The sequence below is a fragment of the Actinosynnema sp. CA-299493 genome (assembly GCF_050946825.1).
In the GTDB taxonomy this organism is placed as follows: Bacteria; Actinomycetota; Actinomycetes; order Mycobacteriales; family Pseudonocardiaceae; genus Actinosynnema.
In genome coordinates this window covers 5,623,415-5,645,830 of record NZ_CP191993.1, presented here as the reverse complement: position 1 = coordinate 5,645,830, position 22,416 = coordinate 5,623,415, and the positions used below count along the sequence as shown (strand labels likewise).

Genomic DNA, 22,416 nt, shown 5'->3' with positions numbered 1-22,416 from the left:
GTGACCAAGCCCGACTACCCCATCCGGACCCGGCGCCTGACCCTGCGCCCGTTCACCCTCGACGACCACGCCGCGCTGCACTCGTGGCAGTCCCGCCCGGACGTCGTCCGCTACCTGTACGGCGAAGCGCGAACCCCCGAGGAGACCGCCGACAGCCTGGCCTTGAAGGCGTCGGTGACGTGGCCGGAGAAGGAGGGCGACCACCTCGCGCTCGCCGTGGAGCGCGACGGCGAGGTGATCGGCGAGGCCGTGCTCAAGTGGCTCAGCGAGGCGCACCGGCAGGGCGAGGTCGGCTACATCTTCCACCCCGACCACCACGGCAGGGGCTACGCCACCGAAGCCGCCGCCGCCATGCTCGACCTCGGCTTCACCCACCTCGGCCTGCACCGCGTCGTCGCGTCGTGCGACGCGTTCAACGAGCCGTCGTGGCGCGTGATGGAACGGCTCGGCATGCGCCGCGAAGCGCACTTCCGGCACAACGAGGTCTTCAAGGGCGCCTGGGGCGAGGAGATGATCTACGCCATCCTGGAGGACGAGTGGCACCGGATGGCGGACAGCCGGTGGCGGCCGAGCGGCGCATGATGTCCGGATGCAGAGGTTCACGGAGGACAGCGGCGCCTACGAGCACTGGCTGGCGGACAACCAGGACCAGTACGTCGTCAACGCCGAACGCAGCCTGAACCCGGCCAACCTCATGCTGCACCGCGCCTCCTGCCACACGATCAGCGGCACCCCGACCCGCGGCACCACCTGGGTGGGCAGCTACGTGAAACTCGTGGGCACCCGCGTGGAACTGGAGACCGAGTACCCGACAGCCCGCGCCTGCCGCTGGTGCCTGTACCCCTAGGGCCGGCGCGCACGACGGATCTCCGGCCGGCGCAGGGCGTACGACGCGGGCGCCGCGAGCGCGTGACGGCGACCCCCGTCCAGCCGATCACCATCGCGGTCCGCCAGTCGATCCCCGCCGCGAAGGCCGCCGAGTTCCGCGACCGACTGGCCGCCCTCGTCCAGGACCTCCACGACGCCGAGCACCACGACGACGAGCACCACGACGACGGCGTCGAAGTCCGCCTGTTCACGGCGTACTACGCCGCGGACGGTCGGTGAGGGGGATCATCGGGGCATGTCGAGCCGGTTGGTCTGGTACGTCGCTTACGGGTCGAACCTGCACGCCGCGCGGTTCGCGTGCTACGTCGCCGGTGGCACGCCGGTGGGTGCGACGCGGGGGTTCCCGGGGTGCCGGGACACCGGACCGCCGCTCGCCACCAGGGCGTTGGAGGTGCCCGGCGGGATCTACTTCGCCACCGAGTCGCCCGTCTGGCTCGGTGGACGGGCGTTCTACGACCCCGGGTTGCCCGGCGTCGCCGCCGCCCGCGGCTACCTCGTCACGACCACGCAGTTCGCCGACGTCGCCGCGCAGGAGATGTACCGCGAACCCGGCGCGGACCTCGACCTGACCGCGGTGCCGGCCGGCGGCAGGCACGCGCTCGGCCCCGGCCGCTACGAGACCCTGCTCCACCTCGGCGAGCACGACGGCCACCCGGCGCTGACGTTCACGGCGCCCTGGAGCGCGGCCGACGTCGAGCACACCAAGCCCTCCGCCGGCTACCTGGCCATGCTCGCGACCGGCCTCGCCGAGACGCACGGCTGGAGCACCGGGCGGATCGCCGACTACCTCGCCGGCCGCACCCCGTTCTGGTCCGCGGCCGAGGTCGGGGCGCTCATCGGTCACGCGGAGCGCTGACCACGCGGTCAGTCCTTCGCCACCACCGCGTCGAGGTTCCCGTCGTCACCGGCGACGCACGACGCCTCCCGCGCGGTCGTGGCCAGGAACTCCGTCATGCACCGGCCGAACTGCTCGTAGCCCCGGTCGTTGGGGTGGAACGACTCCTGCAACGCGTGCCGCGCCCGCGCCTCGTCCCGCAGGCCGTCGAAGTCCACCGTGAGCCGGGTGAACCACTCGACGTCCGCCTTCTTGCCACCCATGCACGCCTCACGCCGGTCACCCGCCTTCGACAGGTCGAGGAACCGCGCCTCGGTCGCCTTCGCCGCCGTCCGCAGGCCCTCCGACAGCTGCTCGACCGCCTCGTCCCGCACCCACTCCAGGTCACCCGTGCGCAACGGGCACCCCGCCAGGTTCTGCAGGTCGAACGGCAACCCGGGCGCGACCGGCGCGGCGTAGGACTGCAACACCAACGTGTAAGAACGGGGTGTGTAACCCTCGTCCTGCAACACCCGGCGGACGTCGCGCAGCGCGCGCTCCACCTTGGGCGTCATCCGCTCGACCCGGGCCCGCCACTCGTCGGCCATGGTCTTCGCGCAGTCGGTCCGCCGCTCGATCCACGCCCGCAGGCACGCGCCGAGCACGTCGGCGAACCGAGGGTCGTCGTTCGCGCCCACCGCCACCACGACCACCGACACCCGGTACTCGCGCGCGATCGCTGCCAGCTGCCTGGCCTGCGAGCCCTCGGTGTTGCGGACCTGGTCGGTGATGCCGACCTGCTCGGAGTTCGCGCCCGAACAAGCCAGGTTGAACACCTTGTCCACGCCGGCGACCCGCGTCTGGCGCACCGACGCCTTGGTCGACCGGTGGCACCAGTTGTCGTTCTCGCCGTTCGTGCCCGGCTCGTAGGACCCCGCGCCCTCACCGGCCATCGTGCTGTCGCCCAACGCCACGATCGCGCGCGGCGCGTCACGCTTCGGCCCCGGCAACGCCGGGTACGGCGAGTCGCTGACCAGCAGCAACAGGGCAAGCAGGGGGAAGACCAGGGCAACGGACACGATTCGGCGCGACATCGGTGCCTATTCTACGGAGATCCGCCCGCCGCTGAGCGCCAGCGTGCGGTCCGCCGCCCGGTGCACCTCGTCGTGGTGCGTGGCGACCAGCACCGCCGAGCCCGCGTCGGCCGCCCGCCGCAGCACCCGCACCGCCGTCGGCGCGCTGCGCCGGTCCAGGTGCGCGGTCGGCTCGTCGGCCAGCAGCACCTTCGGCTCGCCGATGACGGCGCGGGCCAGCGCGACCCGCTGCTGCTGCCCGTAGGACACCTCGGCCGGATACCGGTCGGCCAACTCGCCGACGCCCAGCTCCACCAGCAGCTCGGTCACCCGGTCGAGCGAACCCCCGGTGCGGCCGAGCCGGATCGGCAGCGCCACGTTCTCCGCCAGCGTCAGCTCGCCGGCCAGGCCGAGCGCCTGTGGGAGCAACGCGCACACCTGCCACGACGGTGCGGACGTCCGCACCTCGCCGGCCATTTCCACCGTGCCGGAGTCCGCCCGGTCGAACCCCGCCAGCACGGCCAGCAACGCGCTCTTGCCCGACCCGGACGGCCCCGACAGCGTCACCAGCTCACCCGGCGCCACCTCCAGGTCGATCCCGCGCAGCACGTGCACCGGCCCGCTCGCGTGCCGGAACGTCCGCTCGATCCCCTTCACCAGCAACGCCGTCATGCCGCCAACACCCCGTTCCGCAGGTCGAACCTGGTGTCCGCCAACGCGATCAACCTCGGGTCGTGCGAGGCCACCACGACCGGCACGTCCCGCCGCGCGAGGTCCGCCAACGTCTCCAGCACCAGGTCCGCGGACGACGCGTCCAGCTGCGACGTCGGCTCGTCGGCCAGCACGACCGTCGCCTGCCGCGCCAACGCGCACCCGAACGACAGCCGCTGCTGCTGCCCGCCCGACATCGCCGACACCTGCCACGTGGCCGTGCCCGGCAGCCCCAGCCGCGCCAGCAGCTCGTCCACCTCCGCGACCCGGCCCGCCGCCTGCGCCGCCGCACGCAGGTTGTCGCCCACGTCCAGGTGACCGATCAGGTTGTCCGCCGGGTTCTGGAGCACCAGCGCGACGTCGCGCCGCCGCAACTCGCGCCGCGCGCGGGACGACAACCGTGCCGTGCCCCTCCCGCGCAGCTCCACCCCGCCCCGAGTCGGCCGCTCCACCAGGCTCAACACCCGCAGCAACGTCGACTTGCCCGACCCGGACGGTCCGGCCAGCACCGTCAACCCCGTCGCGGGCACGTCCAACGTCACGTCCGACACCGCGGTCACCGCCCCGGCCGGCGTGCGGTAGTCCACACCCACCTCGCGCAACCGCACCACGTGCTCAACCACGGATCAGCTCCCCGATCTTCGCCGAACGCACCGCGCGCACCGCGATCCACGCCGCCACCAGCACCACCAGCGCACTCCCCACCACCGTCGTCCCCAGCAGCGGCGCGACGTCCGGCACCCGCGGCACCGGGGTGAGCCGCGGCGCCGGGTCCAGCTTCGGCACGGTGAAGCCGGTGCTCGCCGCGCTCGCGGCCAAGCCGACGACCACCGCGGCGGCGGCCACCGCGCCCAGCTCGATCAGGTGGCTGCGCAGCATCGCGGCCGGTCCGAGACCCATCCGGGCGCTGAACGCGCCGGACAGCGCGTTCTGCCGCCGTCGCACCTCGACCGCCAGCAGCAGCGCGATCGACGCCACCACCGCCAGCACCGCGCCCAGCGCCGTGACGAACCCGAACGTCCACTGGATCGTCAGGAACGGCAGGCCCTGCACCGCCTTCTCCTTCTCGCCCACGGTGCGCGAGAACTCCACGCCCGCCGCCGCGAGCGCCGACGTCACCTCGGCCAGCGGCTCGCGCGACCACACGTACCAGGAGCCGATGTCGTCGCGATCCTCGATCACGTCCAGCGGCACGACCCAGCCGGACGTGCCGAGCTTCGGGAACGACGGCACCCACGCGTCCGGCTTGATCGGCGGCAGCCCGGGCAGCTGGACCTCGCGCCGCGGCACGTCGCCCACCCGCAGCGGCTCGTCCAGCAGCGCCGGGTCGATCTCGAACGGGAACGCGCCGTCGCGGAACGTCTTCGGGTCCACCACCAGCGCCGTGCGGTCGTGCTGCTCGACGAAGCCCACGATGGTGGAGTTGCCGCGCAACGCCTCCGGCAGTTCGGTGACGTCCGACGGGATCTGGGCGTAGCTGTCCGACCCCGTGTACATGCCGGACTTCACCTCCAGCGCGGTCCTCTGCGACCCGGCGATGGCGGTGCCGACCGCGATGGTGCCGACGGCCAGCACGCCGACCAGCAGCACGCCGGTCACCGGGCCGGCGCCGGCCGCGAGCCGCCGGATCGCCAACTGCGCGGCGGGCTTGGACCACAGCTCCGCCCGGTGCGAGGCGGCCAACGCCCACTTCGCCAGCCGGGCCGTCAGCAGCGCCGCCGTGAGCACGACCAGCAGCGGGAACGCCAACGCGGCGGCGTCGATGCGCGGCAGCCCGCCGACCTTCGTCGTGGTGGCCAGGCCGCTGTCCCGCACCCGGTTCCACGCCCACACCGCCAGGGCGGCGGTGGCCAGTTCCCACGGCAACGCGGTCAGCACCTCGCGCAGCCGGTTGCCGCTGCCCGCGACCTGGAACATCCGGTGCGTGCGCAGCGCGCCGGTGGCGAACGTGACCACGATGCTCGACGCCACCACCACGACCACCGCCAGCGCCGCGGTCGTCACGGTGCCCGGCGGCAGCACGTCCGACGGCGCGTACACGGGCAGCAGCAACCGCGCCGCGCCCAACCCGAGCGCGCCGCCGACCACCAGCGGCAGGCCCAGCTCCAGCACGCCCCGCCCGCCGAGTGCGAACGGGCCGGAGCCGCGCACCCACAGCAGCCGCAGCTCGGACTGGCGGCGCTGGGCCCACTGGGCGGTCACCGTGGCGACGCCGGCCAGGCCGATGAGCAGGCTGATCAGGGTGAGCGGCAGCACGGCGGAGCGCACGTTGACGGCGGTCTGCCTGGCGTTCTCCACCGGCAGGTCCAGCAGCGAGACCGTGCGGTTGAAGAGGTCTTCGACCGGGGCGATGCGGGCCGTGCCCTCGGCGAGCAGGGCCGCGGCTTCGTCGACCGTGCGCGGCACGTCGGCGGGGAACCGCACGGTGATGTCCGTGGGGCCGGTGACCTCCGGCGGCAGCGCGTAGAACGACTCGGCGCTCGGCACCCACACCACGGCGGTGGCCAGCTCGTCGCGGTCGAGCACGTTCGGCACGACGAAGTGGCGCTCCGAGCACCACCAGCCGGGCAGCGGGTCGATCACGTCGGCGTAGATCGCGGTGACCGGTGGCAGCCGCCCGCCCAGGCCCCGTTCGCCCAGCCGGAGGTCGGTGGTGACGGCGATGCTCCGGGGCACCCACAGGCCGTCCTTCCCACCGCCCTCCAGCACCTTCAGGTGATCCACGGCCCCGGCGCGGTAGCCGAACTTCGCGTAGGTCTGCCGGCCGCCGAAGTCCGTGCGCTTCTCCCGGGTGTACATGCCGATCAACGTGGGGTGGCCCACCATCGCCTCGGTGACGGTCTTCACCCCGTCGGCGACGTGTTCGTGGGGCACGCCCGTGGTGGACTCCAGCGACGGGTGCAGCGACTCCTCGCACAGCTGCCGCTGCTGGTAGTCGATCGCCGCGCTGCCGGACGCGGTCGAGTGCATCACGGCGGCGGCCACCACGAAGCTCAGCAGCAGCGCGGTGACCACGCTGACCAGCAACGTCAGCGGACTCGACAGGGCCGCGCGCGGGGCGGCTCGCCACGGGATCTGCACCGGCGAACGGTAACCGGCGCTCCCTCCACAGAGGAGGCTTTTCGGCACCGGCGCTGATCATCCGGACAACCTCCGGACAACGTGCCCTGTTGTCCGGTTCCGGCCGACCGATGCCGAACACGGGCCTTTGCTCCGGTTGGCGCGGGCCCGTTCGGGGTACCGGGACGGCATGGAACCCACAGTGCTGAAGAAGTCACTCGCGGTGCTGGTCAGCGGCGCGGCGCTGTTCCTCTCCCTCGGCGCCGGGTGCGAGAACGAGGGCGGCGGGGACGGGGACGACAACCAGCCGGGCGTCGAGCAGCAGGACGACCAGGACGGCGACCAAGGCGACGACCAGGAGGGTGACAACTGACCGCGGGCGGCACGCCGACGACGGCGTGCCGCACCGGACCCTCCGGCACGCCCTTGACATCCCAGCGGTGGTCTAGTCCAATTCTCCCACCTGGAGGCCGCCACCGCTGGGAGGAGACGCATGTCGCGCAGGGTCCTGTTCGCCAGGGTGGCGGTGGTGGCGGCGTTGGTGGTGGGAGCGGCGGCGGTCGGCTTCGCGCCCGCGTACGCCGCGTCGGTCACCGCGACGTTCACCAAGACGTCGAGCTGGGAGACCGGCTACACCGCGCAGTTCACGATCAGGAACGAGACCAGCGCGGCCGTCTCCGGGTGGAAGGTCGAGTTCGACCTGCCCGCCGGCACGACCGTCGGCGCCTACTGGGACGCGTTGCGGACCAACTCGTCCGGGCACTACGCGTTCACCCACCGCGAGTACAACGGCGGCATCGCGCCCGGCGCCGCGGTGACGTTCGGCTTCAACGCCTCGGGCGCCGCGAGCCCGGCCAACTGCAAGATCAACGGCGCGTCGTGCGCGGGTTCACCGACCACCACGACGACGACCACCACGACCACCACGAGCACGACCACCACGACCACCGGGCCGACGACGACGGCGACTACCACCACCACCGCACCGCCGGTCACCGGTCTGCCCAAGCGGGTGCTGGTCGGCTACCTGCACGCGAGCTTCGCCAACGGCTCCGGCTACGTCCGGATGAAGGACGTCTCCGACGACTGGGACATCATCAACCTGTCCTTCGCCGAACCCACCTCCGCCACCTCCGGCGACCTCCGCTTCGCCCAGTGCCCCGCGGCCGAGTGCCCGAACGTGGAGTCCGAGTCCGAGTTCATCGCGGGCATCCGGGACAAGCAGGCCAAGGGCAAGAAGGTGCTGATCTCCATCGGCGGCGCGAACGGCCAGGTGCAGCTGTCCACCACGGCCGCGCGCGACGCGTTCGTCCGCTCCGCCTCCGCGATCATCGACAAGTACGGCCTGGACGGTCTCGACGTCGACTTCGAGGGCCACTCGCTGTCCCTCGACGCCAACGACACCGACTTCCGCGCGCCCACCACACCGGTGATCGTCAACCTGATCCAGGCGTTGAAGACCCTGAAGGCCCGCTACGGCGCGAAGTTCGTGCTCACCATGGCCCCGGAGACGTTCTTCGTCCAGGTCGGCTACCAGCACTACGGCGGCAGCGGCGGGGCCGACCCGCGCGCTGGCGCGTACCTGCCGGTGATCCACGCGCTGCGCGACGACCTCACCCTGCTGCACGTCCAGCACTACAACTCCGGCCCGATCATGGGCCTGGACAACCAGTACCACTTCATGGACGGCCACGACTTCCACGTCTCCATGGCGGACATGGTGCTGGCCGGGTTCCCGGTGCGCGGTGACGCGACGAAGGTGTTCCCGGGCCTGCGGCAGGACCAGGTGGCCATCGGCCTGCCGGCGAACGTCAACGCGGGCAACGGCTTCACGTCCGTCGCCGAGGTGCACAAGTCGTTGGACTGCCTGATGAAGGGCGCGAACTGCGGCGCCTACCAGCCCAAGGCCGTCTACCCGAACCTGCGCGGCCTGATGACGTGGTCGGTCAACTGGGACCGCTTCAACGGTTTCGAGTTCTCCCGCTCGCACCGCGCCTACCTGCCCAGGTGATGACCGGCGGACCCGCCGGGACACCACCCGGCGGGTCCGCCCGGCTCACAACCGGGGGAACAGGGGCCGCGGCTGGGGCAGTTCGTCCGACAGCGTCACGCACTGCCGGAGACGCGCGCGGCCAGGGTCGGCACGAACGGGGTCAGCTCGCGGGCCAGGACGCGGCACGCGGTCAGCAGCGCGGTGACGGCGGTCGTCACCACCGCCCGTCCCGCGCCTGGTTCTCGCGGCTAGCAGCCGATGCGCTCGGAGCCCAGCGCGATGTCGTCCAGCCAGAGGTCGTAGCTGCCCTCGTTGGGCTGGTAGAGCTGCCAGCCCAGCTTCACCGTGTCGAACTCCGGGAACAGGAAGTCGACCTGGTTGCCGCCGTGCTCGCGGGTGGACACGGTCAGGTCCGGGTTGGGCTTGCCGTCGAACCACAGCGTGATCCGGTTGTCCGCGGCGTCCATCCGCCACTCGACGCACTGCCACGTGCCGGCCCGCGACGGCGCCGACTCGCGCCAGTTCGTCCAGTCGCCGGTCGGGCCGCCGTCCGCGCCGACGCCCCACAACGCCTCGTCCAACGTCGGCACGTACTGGCCGCCGAGCGGGCGCACGACCTCCGGGCCGTCGCCCGTGGCCTCGATCAAGGTGTAGTGGGCCCAGTCCGGCGCGTCCGGGAACGCCTCGACGCGCACCCGGACCCGGCCGTAGAAGCTGTTGCCGGGCGCGGCGAAGTCGTCCACCTTGAGGAACGCCCGCCCGTTGCCCTCGGTCCGCACGTGCAGCACCTTCTGGCCGCGCCGGTCGCGTTCGACCTCCAGCGAGCCGTTGCGGGTGTCGACGCCCCACTTGAGGCTGGTGCCCGCGCCGGTGGGCACGTGCTGGAAGTCCTCGCAGAACAGCAGGCCCGCGCGGGCGCAGGTCTTCAGCCGGTGATCGGCCCGATCGGGGCCGGCGGCATCCGCGACCGGCAGGGCGACGACCGACAGCAGGACGGCGAGGACCGCCGAGGACAACCGTTTCCGCACGGGTAGCTCCTTCTGCGCTGAGGGGGCAGCAGGAAGCTATCGGCTCTGGGAACGCTCCCATACCTCTGTCCGGCGCAACAGTCCTCGTCTGTTCGATGCCGCCGGCGGGTCCGGCGGGTGCTACTCGAAGCGGGAGGGATCGCCCGCGCCGTGCCGGACGACCTCCGGCTCGCCCTGGGAGAAGTCCACGACGGTGGTCGGCACGGTGCCGCAGTCGCCCGCGTCCAGCACGGCGTCGACCACGTGGTCCAGGCGTTCCTTGATGTCCCAGCCGTGGACCAGCGGTTCGTCCTGGTCGGGCAGCAGGAGGGTGCTGGACAGCAGCGGCTCGCCGAGCTGCGCCAGCAGGGCCTGCGCGACCGGGTGGTCCGGGATGCGGGCGCCCACGGTCTTCTTCTTCGCGTGCATCAGCCGGCGCGGCACCTCGGTGGTCGCCGGGAGGATGAACGTGTAGCTGCCCGGCGTGGCCGCCTTGATCGCCCGGAAGACCGCGTTGTCCACGTGCACGAACTGCCCGAGCTGGGAGAAGTCGCGGCACATGAGCGTGAAGTGGTGCCGGTCGTCCAGGTGTCGGATCTGCCGGATCCGGTCCAGCCCGGCCTTGTTGCCGAGCCGGCAGCCGAGCGCGTAGCAGGAGTCGGTCGGGTAGGCGATCAGGCCGTCGGACTTGATCAGCTCCACCGCCTGGTCGATGGTCCTGCGCTGCGGGTTCACCGGGTGCACGTCGAAGTACCTGGCCATGCGGGGAGCCTAGTGTCCCCGATCCGCACCCGCGTGTCCTACCTCCGGAACGCGAGAGTCCTACCTTCAGAACGCGAGAGTCCTACGTTCGGAACACGCGTGTCCTACGTTCGGAACACCCGAATTCAACGCTCAGGCGAACGCGGGCACGGCGCCGAGCGCGAAACCCCGTCGGATCCACGTCCGTGCGCCGGGCCGGGCAGGACGCAGAACACCGTTATGGCAGGCCACCCGTACCCGAATCGCGATCACCCACCTTTGATGACGGTGTCGTAACACCGGCGCCGACAATCGTGATCTTTCCTCTTGTTCCGTGACTACTCAGAATTCATTTGTCGACGGCGACGGTCACACTATCGCGTGGATGATGCGCACGGTCGGATTTAGTTGATCATCCTAAGTGGACATGTCCGGTCGACGCGGTCACGATGGGGCAAAGCCGGGGAAGTCGGACGCGGAGATCCTGCGTCACCCCCGGTCTGTTCACGTTCTTCGCTCGAAAGCAGAACACCACTCATGACCGCACAGGCACCCACGAAAACCCGAGATCGAGAGCACGACCGACACACGATGCCCGTCCACCTCGTCGGCTCGCTGCCGCGACCGCTGTGCGACGACCCGGCCACCGCCATGGACTGGTTCCTCCGCCACCGGGGCGACGCCGCGCTGACCGCCCTGCCGTGCGACCGCGATCCGCGCTGGATCATCGACTGGCTCACCCACCACATGTCCTCCGTGCCGGCCCTCGAACAGGTGCGCGGTGGTGAGAGCCGGGGCTACGACGACATGCCGTACTACCGCGTCCGGCCCGGCCAGCGGCTGTGCGCGGAGGAGATCGGCCTGTCCCGCGTCGAGCAGGCCGACGCGGCGTTCGCGGCGCTGGACCGCTTGCGCCTCACCGGGACCGGTGAACAGCTGCGCGTGCAGGTGGGCATCCCCAACGCCCTCGACCTGGCGGTGTTCGCGTTCGGCTCGATCGACGCCGCCCACGAGTGGCTGCCGACCATGCAGGTCGCGGTCGTGCACGAGGTGACCGAACTGGTCGCCCGGTGGGGTGACCGGCTGCAGCTCCAGCTGGAGACGCCCGCCGTGCTGGTCGCCTACCACCTCACGCCGCCGGCCGCGTGGCCGGCGCTGACCACCGAGCTGTCCCGGCAGGTGGCCGGCGTCCTGGCCGCCGCGCCGCGCACCCAGTGGGTGCTGCACCTGTGCTACGGCGACCTGGAGCACGTGCCGGTGTTCACGCCGAGCGACCTGCGGCCGGCCGTGCTGTTCCTCAACGCGCTGGCCGACGCGCTGGCCGAGCGGGGCGCGCCCATGCCGACCGTGCACCTGCCCGTGGCCAGCGGCAGCAACCCGCCGCCCACCGACCCCGCGTTCTACGTGGAGCTGAAGCGCCTGCGGCGCGGGGTGGAGGTCATCGCGGGGGTCGTGGCCGAGGACTACCCCGAGGAGACCCGCGAGGCGCTGCGGCTCACCGTGGAGGCGCTCGACATGCCGGTGGCCGGCGTCGCGGCCGCGTGCGGGTACGGGCGACGGACCGAGGACGCCGCCGCGGCGAACCTCGGCCTGGCCGCCCAGCTCGCGCAGGAGTGGAGCGCGCGCTGACCGCGCGGGCGGTGGGACGTCCGGCGTCCCCGCCGCCCGCCACCGGCTCGTCGGTGGAGCGGGGGAGGGCCGGCGCCGCCCCCGCTCCCCGGGCCACCACCGACCGGCACGTACGGTGAAGGCTGGTTGAGCCGTTGGAATCACCGAGGAGTACCCGACATGGCCGAACGATCCCGTGGCAAGAGCGGTCGCGTGGTGCGCACCGAGTGGATCGCGCCGCAGATGATCCGCGTGGTGCTCGGCGGGGAAGGGCTCGCGGACTTCGCCGTCGGCCCGTACACCGACAGCTACGTCAAGCTCGCGTTCCCGCTGGACGACGTGCTCTACCCCGAGCCGTTCGACCTCGCCGCGATCCGCGCGACCATGCCCCGTGACCAGTGGCCGCGCACCCGCACGTACACGGTGCGCAAGTGGGACGACCGGGCCGGCGAGCTGTGGATCGACTTCGTCACGCACGGTGACTCGGGCGTGGCCGGCCCGTGGGCGGCGAAGGCCCAGCCGGGTGACGTGCTGCACTTCGCCGGTCCCGGCGGCGGGTACGCGCCCGACCCGGACGTCGCCTGGCACCTGATGGCCGGTGACGAGAGCGCGTGGCCCGCCATCGCGGCGGCGCTGGAGGCGTTGCCCGCCGGCGCCCGCGCGGAGGTGTTCGTCGAGGTCGAGGGGCCCGAGGACGAGCAGGCCGTGCGGTCGGCGGGTCAGGTGGACCTGCGGTGGCTGCACCGCGCCGGCGGCCCCCGCGGACGACTCGTGGTGGACGCGGTGCGGGCGTCGGCGTTCCCCGAAGGCGTGGTCCAGGTCTTCGTGCACGGCGAGGCGAACATGGTCAAGGACCTGCGCGGGCACCTGAAGGTGGACCGGGGCGTCCCGCGCGAGCAGATGTCGATCTCCGGCTACTGGCGGCTCGGCGCGGACGAGGACGGCTGGCAGTCGTCCAAGGGCGAGTGGAACCGGCGGGTCGAGCAAGAGCAGGGGTAATACCGGGTCAGTGCTTCGCGATCGACTCCAGGTAGATCTCCGCGTGGGTGCGCGAGTCCTTGATCAGCTCGTCGCTGAAGGCGGCGACGTCGTCGCCGATGAGTTCGAGGACTCCCTTGCCCGCCGCCACGCCCTCCTCGAAGAAGTCGACGATCCCGGACAGCAGGGCGCCCTCGGTCAGCTCGACCGGTCCGACCTTGAAGAAGTACCGCTGCATCTCCTGGTACACGATCCGGTAGTCCGGCGGGAGCGCCTTGACCCGCGCCAGGTGCGCCCGCCACTGCCTCTTGCCCTCGATGATGTCCTGGATCCCCACGTCAGCCTCCCAGCCGAGCCAGTTTCCGCGCGACGTTCCGGTTCAGCTGCTCGCGCCACCGGTCGCGGAAGGTCCGGGCTCCCTCGCCGCCGGCCAGCGCCGCGCAGAAGCCCCCGATGTCGTCGCCCAGCACCTCGTGGATGCCCAGCCCGTCGGCCGCCGTCTCCTCGAGCAGCCCCAGGGCGCTGTCGAGGATCGGCATCAGGTTCCGGCCGGTGAAGTCCCCGTAGAAGAAGAGGTGGCCCTTGATCTCCTCCCACGCCGCCCGGTGGTCGACCGGCAACGTCGCGGCACGGGCTTCGAACGCCTTCCAGTCCCTGGTGAGATCGCTGCCGGTGATGGTCTCCCAGAAGTTCATCCCCCACCCTCCTTGAGCTTCTCGATGCGCGATGTGACGTACTCCCACTTCGCCCAGAACGTCGCGAGCTCCGCGCGCCCCGCGTCGTTGAGCGCGTAGAACTTGCGGGGCGGGCCCAACCCGGACGGTCGTTTCGTCACCTGGACGAGCTTGTTCTTCTCCAGCCGCAGCAGGATGGTGTAGACCGTCCCCTCGACGACGTCGGCGAAGCCGAGTTCGTTCAGCCGGCGCGTGATGGCGTACCCGTAGGTCTCCTCGCTGCCGATGATCTCCAGCACGCAGCCCTCGAGCGTGCCCTTCAGCATCTCCGTCAGGTCGTCCATCGGGGGTCCTCTTCGATCCTTCCCAGTACTCGGTAACACCGAGTACTACTACACGGTACCACGGAGTAGTGGATGTCCGGTGAGGGCGCGCGTGGTGGAGTGGTCCGGGTCAGCCGAGCGCGTCGCGCAGGCCGAGGCGCACCGGCGGCGGCAGGGGGTCGCGGGCCCGGAACGCCTGGAGGAAGTAGGCGGCCAGCCGGCGCGAGGCGGCCACCGCCGCGTCCACCGAGTCGGTGACGAGGCCGTTGTTGGCCATCAGCACGAGCGTCAGGTCGTCGAGGGCGAAGTCCGGTCGGAGCATCCCGGTCCCCTTCGCGCGCTCCACCACCCCGGCGAACGCCTCCTCGGCCCGCGCGCGCATCTCGTCCACCGGCACGGCGTCGGGGAACGCGGTCAGGAACGCCGCGCTGAACCCCCGGTCCCGGGCCTGCATCTCGCACAGCTTCTCCACCACCCGGCAGAAGCCGCGCCACGGGTCGGCGTCCTCCGACGCCCGGTGCACCTCGCCCGTGCAGGCTTCGATCTGCTCCGCGAACACCTCTCTGACCAGCGCTTCCTTGGTGGGGAAGCGGCGGTAGAGGGTGGCCACGCCCACCCCGGCGCGACGGGCGATCCCGGTCATCGACACGTCCAGGCCCTCGGCGGCGAACGCCTCCCGCGCCGACGCGACGATGCGGTCGCGGTTCTGCCGCGCGTCGACGCGCAACCGAGTCGTCTCGTCGGGCACGTCTCTCACTTTAGCTCAACTGGAGGGTGCCTTCCGGTTAGCGTGTTAGCGTCGATGTGGAAGGCATCTTCCACTTGTGCGAGAGGTGAGGAATGCGCGCAGCGCTGTTCGACCGGTACGGCCCGCCGGAGGTCCTGTACGAGGGCACGGTGCCCGACCCGGAGGTCACGCCGGGGCACGTGCTGGTGCGGGTCCACGCGGCCAGCGTCAACGGCGGCGAGCGGATCGGCCGGTCCGGGAGCCTGAAGGTGCTGCTCGGGTCCAAGTTCCCCAAGCGGGTGGGCATCGACTTCGCCGGCGAGGTCGTGTCCGGGCCCGGGTTCGCGCCCGGCGCGCACGTGTGGGGCGGGCTGCCGCGCGGCCGGTTCGGCAGCGCCGCCGAGTACGTCGTCGTGCGCCCGCGCCAACTCGCGCCCAGCCCCGCCGGCCTCGACCTGGTCCAGGCCGCCGCGTTGCCGGGCGTCGGCACGACCGCGATCACCGCCCTGCGCGACAAGGCCGGGCTGAGGCGGGGCGAACGGCTTCTCGTGCGCGGCGCGAGCGGGGGAGTGGGCAGCATCGCCGTGCAGGTGGGCAAGGCCTACGGCGCGCACGTCACCGCCCTGGCGGGCGAGCGCGCGTTCGACTTCGTCCGCGGGCTGGGCGCCGACGAGGTGGTCGACTACCGCACCGACCCCGCCGACCTGGGTCGCTTCGACGTCGTCCTCGACACGTACGGCAGCACGCCCCGCGCGTACCGCCGCCTGCTCGGGCCCGGTGGCCGCATGGTCGGCATCGCGGTCCGCTCGGCCGCCGACATCGGCTACCTCTTCGCCTCCGCGGTGTTCGGCCCGCGTCGCATCCGGTTCTTCAGCGGCAACCCCAAGTCCGAGCTGTTCGCCGACCTCACCGCGCTGGTCGAGAGCGGCGCGGTGAGGCCGGTGGTCGACACCGTCCACCCGCTCGCCGACACCGCCGCGGCCCACCGCGCGCTCGAAGCCGGTGGCGTGCGCGGGAAGCACGTGATCCGGGTCGTGTGATCAGACGAGCGGGCTGAGGGTGTTCTCCGCGCCCACCCGGGCCCGGTCCACTGTGGAACCGACTCTGCGGTGCGGCTACCTGGTGCTCCCGGGTCAGGGGACCCGCAGGTCGGCGATGTTCCGGAAGCCCGCCGCGTGCAGCCGGCGGGTGCGCCTGCTGTCGATGCTGGCCCTGACCGGTGACCCGGGCGGCCCGCCGCCGGAGCCCGAGCCGATGAGGACCGAGACGATCGCCAACGGCAGCAGGACGGTCCGCACCGTCATCGCCCACGGCGCCTTCAGCCCGATCCGGCCGCCGTCGGACATCCGCACGAGCCGCGTGCCGGTGACCAGGGCGCCGAGCGCGCGACCGTTGCCGTAGCACAGGCCGTACAGCGGGGGGACCAGGACGAGCAGGGCGATGAGGGACAGGGCGAGTCGGCCGTCGTCGATCTTCCCGGCGGTGCTCAGCACGCTGAGCACGACGAAGCCGACGCCGACCGCGAGCAGGTACACCGCGAAGTCGACGAGCCAGGACAGCAGTCGGCGCAGCTCGCCGGCGCCGACGTGCAGCACGCCGTCGGGGAACGAGTCGACGCGTGCGGCAGCCTTCGACCCGAGGACGTGGACCGTCTCGGCCCTGATGATCTCCAGCCTGGTCGGCGGCCGGTTGATGCCCGGAGCGGCCATGGGGTCCCCCAGTCGGTTCGTGACCGGCGACATTCTGCCTGATCTCGAATCCGACTTCGGGGCGAACGTCGCAACCCACGACGTGCTCCCGCGCGGACGGCTCGCGTCTAAGGTCCAGGTGTGCCGACCGAACTCAGCCCCACCGCGCGGGCCCTGCGCGCCGTGGAGATCCTCCAGGCACGCCCCGGCGTGACGGCGGGTGAGCTCGCCGCCGGGCTGGGCGTGACGGAACGGGCCGTGCGCCGGTACGTCGGGATCCTCCGCGAGGCGGGCATCCCCGTGGAGTCGACCCGCGGTCCCTACGGCGGGTACCGGCTCGGGCGCGGCACGCGGCTGCCGCCGGTCGTGTTCACCGAGGCCGAGGCGCTCGTCCTGGTCATGGCGGTGCTCGACCACCCGGCCGACGACCTCGTGGACACGGCCCTGGGCAAGGTCGTCCGGGCGCTGCCCGAGCACGTCGGCAAGCAGGCGGCGGCGCTGCGCGAGCACGCGTCGGCCGCGCCCGACCGGAACGCGGCCCGCCCGGACCCGGCGACGACCAGCGCGCTCGTCGCCGCGATCGCCGCCCGGCGTCGCGTGGTGATCACGTACCGCCCTGACTCCGGCGGCGAGTGGGAGACCGAGGCGGACCCGTGGGCGGTCGTCGTCCGGCACGGGCGCTGGTACCTGCTGTGCCACTCCCACCGCGCGGACGCGGTCCGCACCTACCGGGTCGACCGGGTCCGCGCGGTCCGGCAGACCGAGCACGGGTTCGAACCGCCCGCCGGCCTCGACCCGGTGGCGGTGGTGGAGGAGAACCTGGGCGCCGGCTGGGAGTTCCCGACCCGCGTCGTGTTCCGCGCGCCGCCGGAGCAGGTGGCGCCGTGGGTCCGGCCGCCGATGGGGCGCCTCGAACCGCTGGGCGACGGGTGCGTGCTCGTCGGCAGCACGAGCAACCCGGCCACGTACGCGCAGGAGTGGCTGGCGGCCGTGCCGTTCACCTTCCGCGTCGAGGGCGGTCCGGAACTGCGGGCCGCGGTCGCGGCGCTCGCCGCGCGGTTCGCCGCCGCCGTGGACTGAGCACGACCACCGCCGCCACCGCGCACAGGACCGCGGTCCACGCCAGGGTCGCGTCGGTCGAGGTGCGGTCGGCGACGAGCCCGGCCAGCCACGGCCCGGCGGTCTGACCGGCCGCGAACAGCGTGGTGAACGCGGCCAGCGTCGCGGTCAGGTCGGCGGCCGGCACGGCGTCCCGGATGAGCGCGGTGACGGCGGCCGGCACACCCATGAACGTCGCCCCGTAGACGATCGCGGAGCCGAGGATCACCAGCGGCGTCGGCGCCACCAACGCCAGTGCCGCCCCACCGCCCAGCACGCCCAGCACCGTGGCCAGTGCCCGGGTTCCCGGCCAGGCGGCGATCGGCCGGCTCCACAGGACCGGCGCCGCCACCACGGCCAGGCCGAGCGCCGTCCACGTCAGCACCACCTGCCAGGTCGGGGCGCGGCGCTCGACGAGGTAGGCCGACAGGAACGTGATGTAGGTGATGTAGCCGAGCGCGAACAACGCGTACGCCGACGCGACCCGCCACAGCGGGCGCACCCGTGCGCGGCCGACCGCCGTGGCGGGCGCCCCACCGTCCGCGCGGGCCGCGGTCCAGGAGACCAGGGCCGCCAGCCCGGCGGCGGCGCCCAGGACCACCCAGGCGGCCCGCCAACCGCTGCCCTGCAACGGGATCGTCACCCCGCCGAACGCGATGCCCAGACCCGTGCCCGCGAAGTACGCGGTGATCGGCGTGCCGGACCCGACCCGGGTGGCGATGCGCGAGGCGATCACACCACCGGCGATGAACACCACCGCCCCCGCCACGCCGGCCGCCGCGCGCACCACCAGCAGCACCGCGAAGTCGTCGCTGATCGCGGTGGCGGCCAACGCGATGGCCGTGCCGACCATGCTCCAGCGGAACGCGGCCGTGACGCCCGAGCGGCGGACGACGGCCGCGGTCACCAGCGCGCCGAGCAGGTAGCCGAGGCCGTTGGCGGTGCTCATCGCGCCGGCCTCGGCCAACGTCCAGCGCAGGTCGTCGCGCATCGCGGGCAGGAGCAGCCCGTAGGCGAACCGGGCGAGCCCGAGTGCGGACGCCGTGCCGAGCGCGAGCCGAGCCGCCTGCCACATCGCGTGCCCCCGGTGAGATCGAACCGATCGGTACCATCCGGCACGCTAGCAGTCGATCGAACCGATCGGTACCATCTGCGTCATGCCGGTGGCCAAGGGCTCCACGATCGATCCGGAACGCACCCGGGCCGCGATCCTCGACGCGGCCACCCCCGTGCTCTACGAACGCGGGCTCGACGGCATCGGCGTCGCCGAGCTGTGCACGCGCCTCGGCGTGTCCAAGGAAACGCTCTACCGGCACTTCGGCACCAAGGACGGCTTGGTGCGGGCCGTGCTGGAGGCCCGCAGCGACCGGGTGACGCGGTCGCTGGCCGCCGCCGTCGTGGCCGCCGGACCCGATCCCGCCGACCAGCTCACCGCCGTGTTCGACACCTTCCAGCAGACGTACGACGAGCCACGGTTCCGGGGCTGCGCCATGCTCAACGCCGCCGCCCAGCACCACGTCGAGCCGGTGCGCGCCATCACCGCGCGCCACCTGGACCGCTACCTCGACACGCTCGTCGGCATCGCCGAACGCGCCGGGGCCGCGGATCCCCGGCTCCTCGGGCGACAACTCCTCATGCTGGTCGAGGGCGCCACCGTGGTCGCCACGCACCACGGGCCGACCGGGGCGGGCGACCACGCCCTGCGCGCCGCGCTCACCCTGCTCGCCGCCGCGTCCTGACACCGAACCCGTTCGGTGGAGTGGCTCACCGGGCGACAGCGGCACCATGGGCACAGGGGGAGTGCTCGTGGAATTCGGTCGGAGAACCTTCGTCCAGGCAACCGGACTCGTCGCGCTCGGCGCGTGGGACAGCGATTGGGACCGGCTGCGCCGCGTGCTCACCGGCAGGCTGGTCCTGCCCGGTGACGACGTCTACGACACCGTGCGCCGGCCGTACAACACGGTGTACGCGCACCGCAGGCCCGCGGCCGTCGCGCTGTGCGCCGACGAGTCCGACGTCGCGCGGTGCCTCGACTTCGCGGCCGGGCAGGGGATTCCCGTCGCCGCGCGCAGCGGCGGGCACAGCTACGCCGGCTACTCGGTGCCCGAGAACGGTCTCGTCATCGACCTGTCCGCGCTGCGCGCCATCCGCGTCGACCAGCGGGGTCGGGCGGAGGTCGGCGCGGGCACGCGGATGATCGACCTGTACGACGGGCTGGCGCGGACCGGCCGGTTGCTGCCCGCCGGGTCGTGCCCCACGGTCGGCATCGGCGGTCTCACGCTGGGCGGGGGTATCAGCGTCGTCGGGCGCGCGTACGGCCTGACGATCGACCACCTGCGCGCCGCGCGGATCGTGACGCCGGGCGACCGGCCGCGCCGGACCGACGACCACACCGAGCCCGACCTGTTCTGGGCGCTGCGAGGTGGCGGCGGCGGCAACTTCGGCGTCGTCACGTCGTTCACCTTCGACACCGAGCCCGCGCCGGACGTGACCGTGTTCGTCCTGGGCTTCCCGGCAGGGGCGGCGACCGACGTGCTGGGCGCGTGGCAGGAATGGGCGCCCGACACCCCGGACGGCCTGTGGTCCACGTGCGACGTCCGCGCCGGCGCCCCGCCGTCCGCGAGCGTCGCGGGCACCTGGATCGGGTCCGGGGACGACTTGGGCCGGTACCTCGACCGGTTCGCCGCGAAGGTCGCGCCGACCGCCCGCACGGTCCGGACGATGGACTACGGCGACGCCATGCGGTTCTTCGCCGGCTGCCTGCCCGAGTGCCGGCCGGACGACGGCTCGCCGTTCGTGGCCTCGTCCAGGATGCTGCACCGGCCGGTCGACCCGGCGCGGGTCGTCGCCCTGCTGGACGGGCGGCGGACGGGACGGGCGCAGTTCGACGCGTTCGGCGGCGCGATCGCGCGCGTGCGGCCGGACGCCACCGCGTTCCCGCACCGCCACGCCATCGCCAGTGCGCAGGCGTACGTCGACGTGGTGGGCGTCAGCGAGGCCGAAGCCCGGCGGATCCTGGCCGACCTGCGCGACGGCATCGGCCACGGCACCGGCTACGTCAACTACGTCGACCCCGACATGCCGGACTGGCCGACCGCCTACTACGGGCGGAACCTCCCGCGCCTGCGCCGGGTCGCGCGCCGCTACGACCCGGACCGCGTCCTCGCGTTCCCCCAAGGGCTCGCCTGACCCGAGCGGTGGTTTCCGTTGACGGTGAAGGAGCAGGAACGGGTCCCACCCGGTGTGGCATAGGCGTCCGGGGGTGTTCGGGGCTACCCTGGGAGCGCTCCCAGGAGAGATTCCCCGCCGTCGTGGACCCTTCGGAAGGAGTTCCATGCGAAGCACTGTCCGCGCGTTCGTGCTGGCCGGACTGATGGCCGCGTCCGCGGTCGTCGCCGCAGCCGGGCCGGCCCAAGCCGACACCACGATCTGCGAGCAGTACGGATCGACCACCATCCAGGGCCGTTACGTGGTCCAGAACAACCGCTGGGGCACGTCGGCCACCCAGTGCATCAACGTCACCTCGACCGGTTTCCGGATCACCCAGCAGCAGGGCTCGGCGCCGACCAACGGCGCGCCGCTGTCGTACCCGTCGGTGTTCCTCGGCTGCCACTACTCCAACTGCTCGCCGGGCAGCAACCTGCCCATGCAGGTCAGCCGGATCCGCAGCGCGTCGTCCTCGATCAACTACAGCTACGTGGGCGGCACCTACAACGCCTCCTACGACATCTGGCTCGACCCGACGCCCAAGACCAACGGGGTCAACCAGATGGAGATCATGATCTGGTTCAACCGCCAGGGCTCGATCCAGCCGATCGGCAGCGCGGTCGGCAACGCCACCGTCGGTGGTCGCAGCTGGCAGGTCTGGCGCGGCAGCAACGGCGCCAACAACGTGATCTCCTACGTCGCGCCGTCGCCGATCTCGTCGTGGTCGTTCAACGTGCTCGACTTCGTCAACGACGTCCGCAACCGCGGCGCGATCACCACGTCCTGGTACCTGACCAGCATCCAGGCCGGTTTCGAGCCGTGGAACGGCGGCACCGGCCTGGCGGTCAACAACTTCTCCGCCTCGGTCAGCGGCTGATCCGGTGACCTGGCCGGTCCGGGCCGACGCCCGGACCGGCCTTTCGGCGCGCTCTCGGGCTCTCGGCCGGTCGGTCGGTCGGACGCGACCGTCGGCGGTTTGCGACGAATCCGTGTAACCCCCATAATCAGTTACATGGCACTGAGCTGGAAGCTGGTCATCGACACCACGAACGCACCCGCCCTCGCGGACTTCTGGGCCGCGGCCCTGGGTTACGAGGTGGAGGACCCGAGCGCGCTCATCGAGCAGCTGCTGGCGGCCGGTCACCTCGGCGAGGAAGCGGTCATCGAGCACAACGGCCGCAAGAACTTCCGCGGGTACGCCGCCGTCCGCCACCCCGAGGACCCGTTCGACGCGGCCAGCGGTGTGGGTCGCGGGCGGCGACTGCTGTTCCAGGACGTGCCCGAGGCCAAGTCCGGCAAGAACCGCCTGCACATCGACGTCCACGGCGAGCCGGGCGACCTGGACGGGCTGGTGACCCGGCTGGAAGGGCTCGGCGCCGTCCGCGTCAGCGAGTTCGACAAGGGCCCGGCCGGGCACTGGTGGGTCATGCGGGACCCGGAAGGTAACGAATTCTGCGCTTCCTAGGGACGAAACGGACACAGAGGAGTGACGGGAGCGGTGATCGGGTACCTGAGGCTCACTTGACTCGAAGGAGTGATCGTGACCGTCTCCGGAATCATCAGCGCCCTCATCGTGGGCCTGATCATCGGTGCTCTCGGCCGGCTGGTGCTGCCCGGCAAGCAGAGCATCCCGATCTGGCTGACCATCGTGGTCGGCATCGTCGCGGCCTTCATCGGCACGTTCATCGCCAACGCGCTCGGCGTCGGCGACACCCGCGGCATCGACTGGATCGAAGTGGTCATCCAGGTCGCGCTCGCCGCCGTTGGTGTCAGCCTGGCCGCGGGCTTCTACACCCGCAAACGAGTCTCCTGACCTCCTGACACCC

The 22,416-nt window shown here is 72.2% G+C and carries 27 protein-coding genes; 15 read left to right on the top strand and 12 right to left on the bottom strand.

The genetic code is table 11. The features are described from left to right. The 4 genes from ACQPYE_RS23600 (at nt 1) to ACQPYE_RS23585 (ending at nt 1,744) form a co-directional block, all read left to right on the top strand. On the top strand, nt 1-582 hold the full coding sequence (locus tag ACQPYE_RS23600) for a GNAT family N-acetyltransferase (protein ID WP_498714551.1): 582 nt from the start codon (nt 1-3) through the stop codon (nt 580-582). Between the two features lie 7 nt (nt 583-589). Continuing rightward, nucleotides 590-847, top strand: coding sequence for a hypothetical protein (locus ACQPYE_RS23595; protein ID WP_498714549.1), 258 nt, complete (start codon nt 590-592; stop codon nt 845-847). A gap of 62 nt (nt 848-909) precedes the next feature. Then, complete coding sequence (locus ACQPYE_RS23590) at nt 910-1,107, top strand: hypothetical protein (RefSeq protein ID WP_498714547.1); 198 nt, start codon at nt 910-912, stop codon at nt 1,105-1,107. A 16-nt stretch (nt 1,108-1,123) separates the two neighbouring features. Further along, nucleotides 1,124-1,744: a histone deacetylase gene (locus ACQPYE_RS23585; protein ID WP_498714546.1), complete on the top strand. Its 621-nt coding sequence runs from the start codon at nt 1,124-1,126 to the stop codon at nt 1,742-1,744. 8 nt (nt 1,745-1,752) lie between these two features. Here ACQPYE_RS23585 and ACQPYE_RS23580 read toward each other — a convergent pair whose 3' ends face one another. Genes ACQPYE_RS23580 through ACQPYE_RS23565 form a run of 4 tightly spaced genes read right to left on the bottom strand, consistent with a single transcriptional unit; the run spans nt 1,753 to nt 6,567 of the window. Then, nucleotides 1,753-2,796 (bottom strand): GDSL-type esterase/lipase family protein, encoded by a 1,044-nt coding sequence (locus tag ACQPYE_RS23580; RefSeq protein WP_498714544.1) that lies wholly within the window; start codon nt 2,794-2,796, stop codon nt 1,753-1,755. Nucleotides 2,797-2,802: 6 nt separating this feature from the next. Beyond that, complete coding sequence (locus tag ACQPYE_RS23575; protein WP_498714542.1) at nt 2,803-3,447, bottom strand: ABC transporter ATP-binding protein; 645 nt, start codon at nt 3,445-3,447, stop codon at nt 2,803-2,805. Beyond that, nucleotides 3,444-4,109 (bottom strand): ABC transporter ATP-binding protein, encoded by a 666-nt coding sequence (locus ACQPYE_RS23570; RefSeq protein ID WP_498714540.1) that lies wholly within the window; start codon nt 4,107-4,109, stop codon nt 3,444-3,446. The genes ACQPYE_RS23575 and ACQPYE_RS23570 overlap by 4 nt, the downstream gene beginning before the upstream one ends. After that, entirely contained in the window at nt 4,102-6,567 is a 2,466-nt protein-coding gene (locus ACQPYE_RS23565) for an ABC transporter permease (protein WP_498714538.1), read from the bottom strand. Before ACQPYE_RS23565 ends, ACQPYE_RS23570 begins: the two co-directional genes overlap by 8 nt. A 169-nt stretch (nt 6,568-6,736) precedes the next feature. Here ACQPYE_RS23565 and ACQPYE_RS23560 point away from each other — a divergent pair, with 169 nt between their 5' ends. Together ACQPYE_RS23560 and ACQPYE_RS23555 are read left to right on the top strand one after the other, a co-directional pair. Further along, nucleotides 6,737-6,919 (top strand): hypothetical protein, encoded by a 183-nt coding sequence (locus tag ACQPYE_RS23560; RefSeq protein ID WP_498714536.1) that lies wholly within the window; start codon nt 6,737-6,739, stop codon nt 6,917-6,919. 120 nt (nt 6,920-7,039) lie between these two features. Next, a complete protein-coding gene (locus ACQPYE_RS23555; RefSeq protein ID WP_498714533.1) occupies nt 7,040-8,557 on the top strand; it encodes a chitinase in 1,518 nt (505 codons plus the stop codon). A 230-nt stretch (nt 8,558-8,787) separates the two neighbouring features. On the opposite strand, the gene ACQPYE_RS23550 is transcribed toward ACQPYE_RS23555, so the two are convergent. Both ACQPYE_RS23550 and ACQPYE_RS23545 read right to left on the bottom strand, forming a co-directional pair. After that, on the bottom strand, nt 8,788-9,567 hold the full coding sequence (locus tag ACQPYE_RS23550) for a hypothetical protein (RefSeq protein WP_498714531.1): 780 nt from the start codon (nt 9,565-9,567) through the stop codon (nt 8,788-8,790). A 120-nt stretch (nt 9,568-9,687) separates the two neighbouring features. Continuing rightward, the gene (locus ACQPYE_RS23545; protein ID WP_498714529.1) at nt 9,688-10,308 is read right to left on the bottom strand and encodes an L-threonylcarbamoyladenylate synthase; all 621 of its coding nucleotides are present in this window, start codon (nt 10,306-10,308) and stop codon (nt 9,688-9,690) included. A 570-nt stretch (nt 10,309-10,878) separates the two neighbouring features. Here ACQPYE_RS23545 and ACQPYE_RS23540 point away from each other — a divergent pair. Together ACQPYE_RS23540 and ACQPYE_RS23535 are read left to right on the top strand one after the other, a co-directional pair. After that, nucleotides 10,879-11,916 carry a hypothetical protein gene (locus ACQPYE_RS23540; RefSeq protein ID WP_498714528.1) on the top strand — a complete coding sequence of 346 codons (1,038 nt, stop codon included), beginning with the start codon at nt 10,879-10,881 and terminating at the stop codon, nt 11,914-11,916. Between the two features lie 159 nt (nt 11,917-12,075). After that, nucleotides 12,076-12,894 (top strand): siderophore-interacting protein, encoded by an 819-nt coding sequence (locus ACQPYE_RS23535; protein ID WP_498714526.1) that lies wholly within the window; start codon nt 12,076-12,078, stop codon nt 12,892-12,894. Between the two features lie 7 nt (nt 12,895-12,901). Here the strand turns inward: ACQPYE_RS23535 and ACQPYE_RS23530 are convergent, their stop codons facing one another. The 4 genes from ACQPYE_RS23530 to ACQPYE_RS23515 all read right to left on the bottom strand — a co-directional run bounded on the left by ACQPYE_RS23530 (nt 12,902) and on the right by ACQPYE_RS23515 (nt 14,618). Beyond that, the gene (locus ACQPYE_RS23530; protein WP_498714523.1) at nt 12,902-13,210 is read right to left on the bottom strand and encodes a DUF1048 domain-containing protein; all 309 of its coding nucleotides are present in this window, start codon (nt 13,208-13,210) and stop codon (nt 12,902-12,904) included. A gap of 1 nt (nt 13,211) precedes the next feature. After that, nucleotides 13,212-13,568, bottom strand: coding sequence for a DUF1048 domain-containing protein (locus tag ACQPYE_RS23525; protein WP_498714521.1), 357 nt, complete (start codon nt 13,566-13,568; stop codon nt 13,212-13,214). Further along, a complete protein-coding gene (locus ACQPYE_RS23520) occupies nt 13,565-13,891 on the bottom strand; it encodes a PadR family transcriptional regulator (protein ID WP_498714519.1) in 327 nt (108 codons plus the stop codon). Before ACQPYE_RS23520 ends, ACQPYE_RS23525 begins: the two co-directional genes overlap by 4 nt. A 109-nt stretch (nt 13,892-14,000) precedes the next feature. Continuing rightward, complete coding sequence (locus ACQPYE_RS23515) at nt 14,001-14,618, bottom strand: TetR/AcrR family transcriptional regulator (RefSeq protein WP_498714517.1); 618 nt, start codon at nt 14,616-14,618, stop codon at nt 14,001-14,003. A 92-nt stretch (nt 14,619-14,710) separates the two neighbouring features. Between ACQPYE_RS23515 and ACQPYE_RS23510 the strand changes: the two genes are divergently transcribed. Then, entirely contained in the window at nt 14,711-15,637 is a 927-nt protein-coding gene (locus tag ACQPYE_RS23510; RefSeq protein WP_498714515.1) for an NAD(P)-dependent alcohol dehydrogenase, read from the top strand. Nucleotides 15,638-15,730: 93 nt separating this feature from the next. Here the strand turns inward: ACQPYE_RS23510 and ACQPYE_RS23505 are convergent, their stop codons facing one another. Next, nucleotides 15,731-16,306 carry an RDD family protein gene (locus ACQPYE_RS23505; RefSeq protein ID WP_498714514.1) on the bottom strand — a complete coding sequence of 192 codons (576 nt, stop codon included), beginning with the start codon at nt 16,304-16,306 and terminating at the stop codon, nt 15,731-15,733. Nucleotides 16,307-16,426: 120 nt separating this feature from the next. On the opposite strand from ACQPYE_RS23505, the gene ACQPYE_RS23500 reads away from it, so the two are divergent. Beyond that, the gene (locus ACQPYE_RS23500) at nt 16,427-17,365 is read left to right on the top strand and encodes a helix-turn-helix transcriptional regulator (protein WP_498714512.1); all 939 of its coding nucleotides are present in this window, start codon (nt 16,427-16,429) and stop codon (nt 17,363-17,365) included. Here ACQPYE_RS23500 and ACQPYE_RS23495 read toward each other — a convergent pair. Further along, on the bottom strand, nt 17,283-18,458 hold the full coding sequence (locus tag ACQPYE_RS23495) for a YbfB/YjiJ family MFS transporter (protein WP_498714511.1): 1,176 nt from the start codon (nt 18,456-18,458) through the stop codon (nt 17,283-17,285). The two genes, ACQPYE_RS23500 and ACQPYE_RS23495, sit on opposite strands and share 83 nt — an antisense overlap. Before the next feature lie 82 nt (nt 18,459-18,540). Between ACQPYE_RS23495 and ACQPYE_RS23490 the strand changes: the two genes are divergently transcribed. The 5 genes from ACQPYE_RS23490 (at nt 18,541) to ACQPYE_RS23470 (ending at nt 22,403) form a co-directional block, all read left to right on the top strand. Continuing rightward, nucleotides 18,541-19,122, top strand: coding sequence for a TetR/AcrR family transcriptional regulator (locus ACQPYE_RS23490; protein WP_498714510.1), 582 nt, complete (start codon nt 18,541-18,543; stop codon nt 19,120-19,122). Nucleotides 19,123-19,189: 67 nt separating this feature from the next. Continuing rightward, entirely contained in the window at nt 19,190-20,572 is a 1,383-nt protein-coding gene (locus ACQPYE_RS23485) for an FAD-binding oxidoreductase (RefSeq protein ID WP_498714509.1), read from the top strand. A gap of 145 nt (nt 20,573-20,717) precedes the next feature. Beyond that, nucleotides 20,718-21,467 (top strand): GH12 family glycosyl hydrolase domain-containing protein, encoded by a 750-nt coding sequence (locus tag ACQPYE_RS23480; RefSeq protein WP_498714507.1) that lies wholly within the window; start codon nt 20,718-20,720, stop codon nt 21,465-21,467. A 135-nt stretch (nt 21,468-21,602) separates the two neighbouring features. Next, a complete protein-coding gene (locus ACQPYE_RS23475; RefSeq protein WP_498714505.1) occupies nt 21,603-22,055 on the top strand; it encodes a VOC family protein in 453 nt (150 codons plus the stop codon). A 75-nt stretch (nt 22,056-22,130) separates the two neighbouring features. Then, nucleotides 22,131-22,403: a GlsB/YeaQ/YmgE family stress response membrane protein gene (locus ACQPYE_RS23470; RefSeq protein WP_498722971.1), complete on the top strand. Its 273-nt coding sequence runs from the start codon at nt 22,131-22,133 to the stop codon at nt 22,401-22,403. The last annotated feature ends 13 nt before the right edge of the window (nt 22,404-22,416 follow it).